5 protein-coding genes and 1 pseudogene are annotated in these 4,018 nt (G+C 35.7%); 3 read left to right on the forward strand and 3 right to left on the reverse strand.

Translation table 11 applies throughout. The features are described 5' to 3' along the window. Positions 1 to 413: 413 nt before the first annotated feature. Positions 414 to 1,699: pseudogene (locus V7266_RS18260) on the reverse strand (IS110 family transposase). A gap of 601 nt (positions 1,700 to 2,300) precedes the next feature. Between V7266_RS18260 and V7266_RS18265 the strand changes: the two are divergent. Continuing rightward, a complete protein-coding gene (locus V7266_RS18265; protein ID WP_335469707.1) occupies positions 2,301 to 2,438 on the forward strand; it encodes a YjcZ family sporulation protein in 138 nt (45 codons plus the stop codon). A 53-nt stretch (positions 2,439 to 2,491) separates the two neighbouring features. Then, positions 2,492 to 2,578 (forward strand): YjcZ family sporulation protein, encoded by an 87-nt coding sequence (locus V7266_RS18270; RefSeq protein WP_335469713.1) that lies wholly within the window; start codon positions 2,492 to 2,494, stop codon positions 2,576 to 2,578. Positions 2,579 to 2,663: 85 nt separating this feature from the next. Here V7266_RS18270 and V7266_RS18275 read toward each other — a convergent pair whose 3' ends face one another. Continuing rightward, the gene (locus V7266_RS18275) at positions 2,664 to 2,951 is read right to left on the reverse strand and encodes a hypothetical protein (RefSeq protein ID WP_335469709.1); all 288 of its coding nucleotides are present in this window, start codon (positions 2,949 to 2,951) and stop codon (positions 2,664 to 2,666) included. Positions 2,952 to 3,279: 328 nt separating this feature from the next. Further along, positions 3,280 to 3,360 (reverse strand): YjcZ family sporulation protein, encoded by an 81-nt coding sequence (locus tag V7266_RS18280; RefSeq protein ID WP_177177195.1) that lies wholly within the window; start codon positions 3,358 to 3,360, stop codon positions 3,280 to 3,282. Positions 3,361 to 3,596: 236 nt separating this feature from the next. Between V7266_RS18280 and V7266_RS18285 the strand changes: the two genes are divergently transcribed. After that, the gene (locus V7266_RS18285; protein ID WP_335469711.1) at positions 3,597 to 3,983 is read left to right on the forward strand and encodes a YmaF family protein; all 387 of its coding nucleotides are present in this window, start codon (positions 3,597 to 3,599) and stop codon (positions 3,981 to 3,983) included. The last annotated feature ends 35 nt before the right edge of the window (positions 3,984 to 4,018 follow it).

Here is a 4,018-nt window from a genome sequence, read left to right on the forward strand (position 1 = left end):
CTCCCTCTATATAGAAAGGAAAATCTCTCGATTTCTCTTGTTTTCTCTGAATTACGCGGTAGTCTGTTTTTAAATTCATTTGAATATTGGAAGAGTTGTGTACTAAAGGATAATTTTGGAGGCAAAGTGAAAAAACAATTAATAGCTACCAAACCAACCTTATCCAAAAGGTGGATATATAGGTAAAGTATGGTCGCACTGGTGGATCTCCACATTTCCCATGGAGGTCAACCCTCCCATTTCTCACAGAGTCTTTGCTCCAAAATTCCTTCGTCCAACCTTTCCATGAGGTGGATGTCAGTCATGCTGCCCGACAGGGTCCTTGCCCGTACTTTAGTTGTTTTACTGACTAATCCGTGCTTCTAATGTTAAAAACAATTAACCTACTAAATAATTTCGAATCAAAAGAGAAATTAAGCTGCTACCTGTAATACTGCCATATGAGGAATGTCCCTTAACATACGTTCTTCACTAAAATCACATTGTTTTGTACCAATGGTAAACAAAATTCGTATAAGCTTGTTACATATTGCAATCAGCGATTGCATCTTTTTTAAAGGATTATTTGGACGTTTTGTAAAATACTCATGTAATGCTTTAAAAGCTGTATTCTTAGCGACCAAAGGCATGGCAACCCGAAAGAGGAGAGCTCTTAAAGTCTTCCTTCCTCTCTTTGTAATCTTGGTTTGTCCTTTGTGCTTTCCAGATGTATTTTCCTTTAGGCTCAACCCAGCCAATTTGATAATCTGCCTAGGGTGGGTGTAGTTGCCTAGGTCCCCTACCTCAGAATAAAAGCCCGCAATCGTATCTTTGCCTATTCCCTTAATCGCCAACATTTGTTCAAAGCCTGGAATTTGTTCAAGAAGTTTATCTATGTTAGACTCCAGTTCTTCGAACTTTTCCTTTATAAGTTCATATTTGTCTATTAACGTGCTTAGCTCTAATTTAGCCATATCCGAACCTTCACGAATGCCAATTGAATCCACTGCCACTTGCTTAAGTTCTTTTATTTTATTGAGTCCCACTGCACGTTTAACAGCTTTTCGAAGGTGTTGATGTATATCTTGTTCTGCGAGATTCACTAATTCATGTGGCAATAAATTAAGTTTTAATAGTTGAATTGCAGCCTTACCCTCCCAATCTTTAAATACCGTAAGGAATTCTGGAAAGTAGCGGTCTATCCAATTATGGATTTGTCCTTGAACAGCTTGAAGATCAACTGATAAGAGATCACGAATTTTTCGAGCCACTCGAAGTTCTGCATATACTCCTTGTGGAATATTAGGTTCAGCATATCTCCCGTCTTTAACCAATTGTGCAATAACTCTTGCATCCTTAACATCATTTTTAGTTGGAGAGTTATCATCTAACTCCTTACTTTTCTTAACGTGCATCGGATTTACGACTACAAACTTGATTGTTTGTTCCTTAAGGAAGTGAGCTAAATTAAGCCAATAATGACCTGTCGGCTCCATTCTACAATCACTTTTTCCATTTTGTTTTGGATCATTAACGTTTTAATCCACTCTAAAAAGTTATTAAAGCTAGATTTTGTATTTTCAAAGTAAAACGGTGCTGAAAATTCTAAACCTCTAAAGTCTTGAGCTCTTGCCACATGCTTGTATTTAGCAATATCAACACCTATAATTAATGTTTGAGAAGTAATTTGAGCAATCTTTTCATTTTGGTTATAATTCATTTAAATAGCCTCCTGGTATTATGTTTGTGTCCTTTTTGCCGCCAAGCTTTGGACACTCATATCTTACCAAGGGGCTTTTTTATATTCAAACCTCATATTTCTTCATTACAGGAATGCTGCCCGTTACTTGAATAAGGATTGTATTTCTTCAGCAACTTCCTTTGGTTTATTATCAATGGATGAAAGGTTATCTATATCCACCCATATAGGGATGTAAGTCGCCTTATTTTAATCGGAAAATCCTTCAACTTGTACAGTAACTCCATTTTTTATTCTTTTATTTAGTGCAACTTTTTTATTTTCAATAAGAACAGCTGAACCTCAATCTCACATACATTTATTCGTTAAAAATCAGCTCTTGTCCAATCATTTCATTATCTTGTACATATATTATGATTACACCGCCAGCTACACAGACATATATATTACCTCTTTGGATATAAAGAAACGTTTGCCTATAAAGCAGACGTTTCTTTGCATTTATAGGCATGTCGTATATTTTGCCTTATCAATATGATGTTTGTCCAAGCAACTCTTGTCTTTTGAAATATGATAATTAGCGAAAGGTTTATTTCGAACAATTTAACAGGTGGTGATAAGTATGTTTGGATACGGAGGATTCGGAGGCTGCCGCGGATTTGGTTACGGCGGTTTTGGCTACGGCGGAGGCAGTACATTTGTCTTAATCGTTGTACTGTTTATCCTTTTAATTATTGTTGGTACTGCTTTTGTTATTTAATAAACCCATACACGTTCTAGCGGAAAGAATGATTAAGGCTGGAGGTGAAATAAATGGACGGAGCAGGAAGTGGTTTTGCGTTAATCGTAGTATTGTTCATTCTTCTTATCATCGTTGGTACATCATTTGTGTTCTACTAATAATAAGATGGATGGAGCAGGAAAAGGTCCCTTTATCGGACCTTTTTTCGATTAACCATATCAGCCTTATTTAAAGTCGATTTTCTTACATAGGAATATCTGCTTTTTTGATATAGAAATTTGCTTTGCTAAAATTATCAATACCTAAATCGTAAGAAGCCATAAAAAAAAGGGTCACTTCTGCCATCATACTTTCCAAGAAAGCAATAACATAAATTTGACCTTGAAGAGCAAGAGCTTCAATTGAACGGTTAATACTTTGACCAAAAATTAATGAAGGAAAAGGTGTACAACCTATTCTTGAAGTAGCCGGTATTTCTTTTTCCCAATCTGGCTTCTCTGCATAATGAATTAAAATTTCTATTTTTAACATTTACAGTACTTGTTCAAGGTTCTTTACTAGAAGATACGTCGTCTAATACTTAGCAGAAATATAGATGCAATTAAAATGAAGGGGATGAAAAAGCGTGAAAAGCCTGAAACTATAAAAATTCCTCTAGCTGGATCAACTCCTCCTAATACTCCTCTATGAACTCTTCCATGGACATCTCTGACTTCTACAGCTTGTCCTTGGTGTCTAACTAGTGGATGCATCATAATCCTCCTTTCAGAAGCAAATTTTCATTTAGAAAATGCATGTGTATGCTCTACCAATACATGGAATTTAGTAATTGAACAACAGACAGATTAAATAAACTTACTTAGTAACCAGTCATAAAAGAAGTTCCTACAATAATGAGTAGAACAAACAATACGACAATCAACGCAAAAGAAGTTGTCATTCCTCCTGACATATTTCCCACCTCCTTCACTAGCTTTCATAATAATATACGCAATCTATGAATAAATGATATGGACAAACTATTAATATAGTGTGGAATTTTTTTACGAAATTTTTTAGTGCATTAGTAAGACTAAAGATAGATATAGTAATCATTCCATTCGAAAAAAAATTCGTAGGCATTTATTTTGGTCCAATTTCATAGTGTGTAAAAAAGAAAGGAAGGGGGTAAAATGTATGAAAATACAAGTTAGCGGATTTGTTGTTCATTCAGTGGATTCGAATTTGGATGATGAGCATTCTCATATTTTATTTCTAACTTCATGGGATGGAAGACCCGTTCACAGACATCATTTTGCCGGAGTAACCTCTATTAATGGAGGGCATGATCATCGATATAAAGGTACAACTGAACCTGCTCCCACTGGAGTTCCCCATAACCATAGATACTATACTGTAACTTTTATGAATGATGGGCATAAACATGAAATTCGAGGAACTACTGGCCCTGCAATCCCCTTGCCCGATGGTGGGCATTTTCATCATTTTGAGGGCGTAACATCAGTTAATGGTGCCCATCCACATTCTCATAAATATAGCGGCAACACTAGCCCTAGTGATTAGAAATACCGTTTGAAAATTTAACTTATAATCTACTA

It is taken from the genome of Neobacillus drentensis, assembly GCF_036965645.1.
GTDB lineage: Bacteria > Bacillota > Bacilli > Bacillales > Cytobacillaceae > Neobacillus > Neobacillus drentensis_D.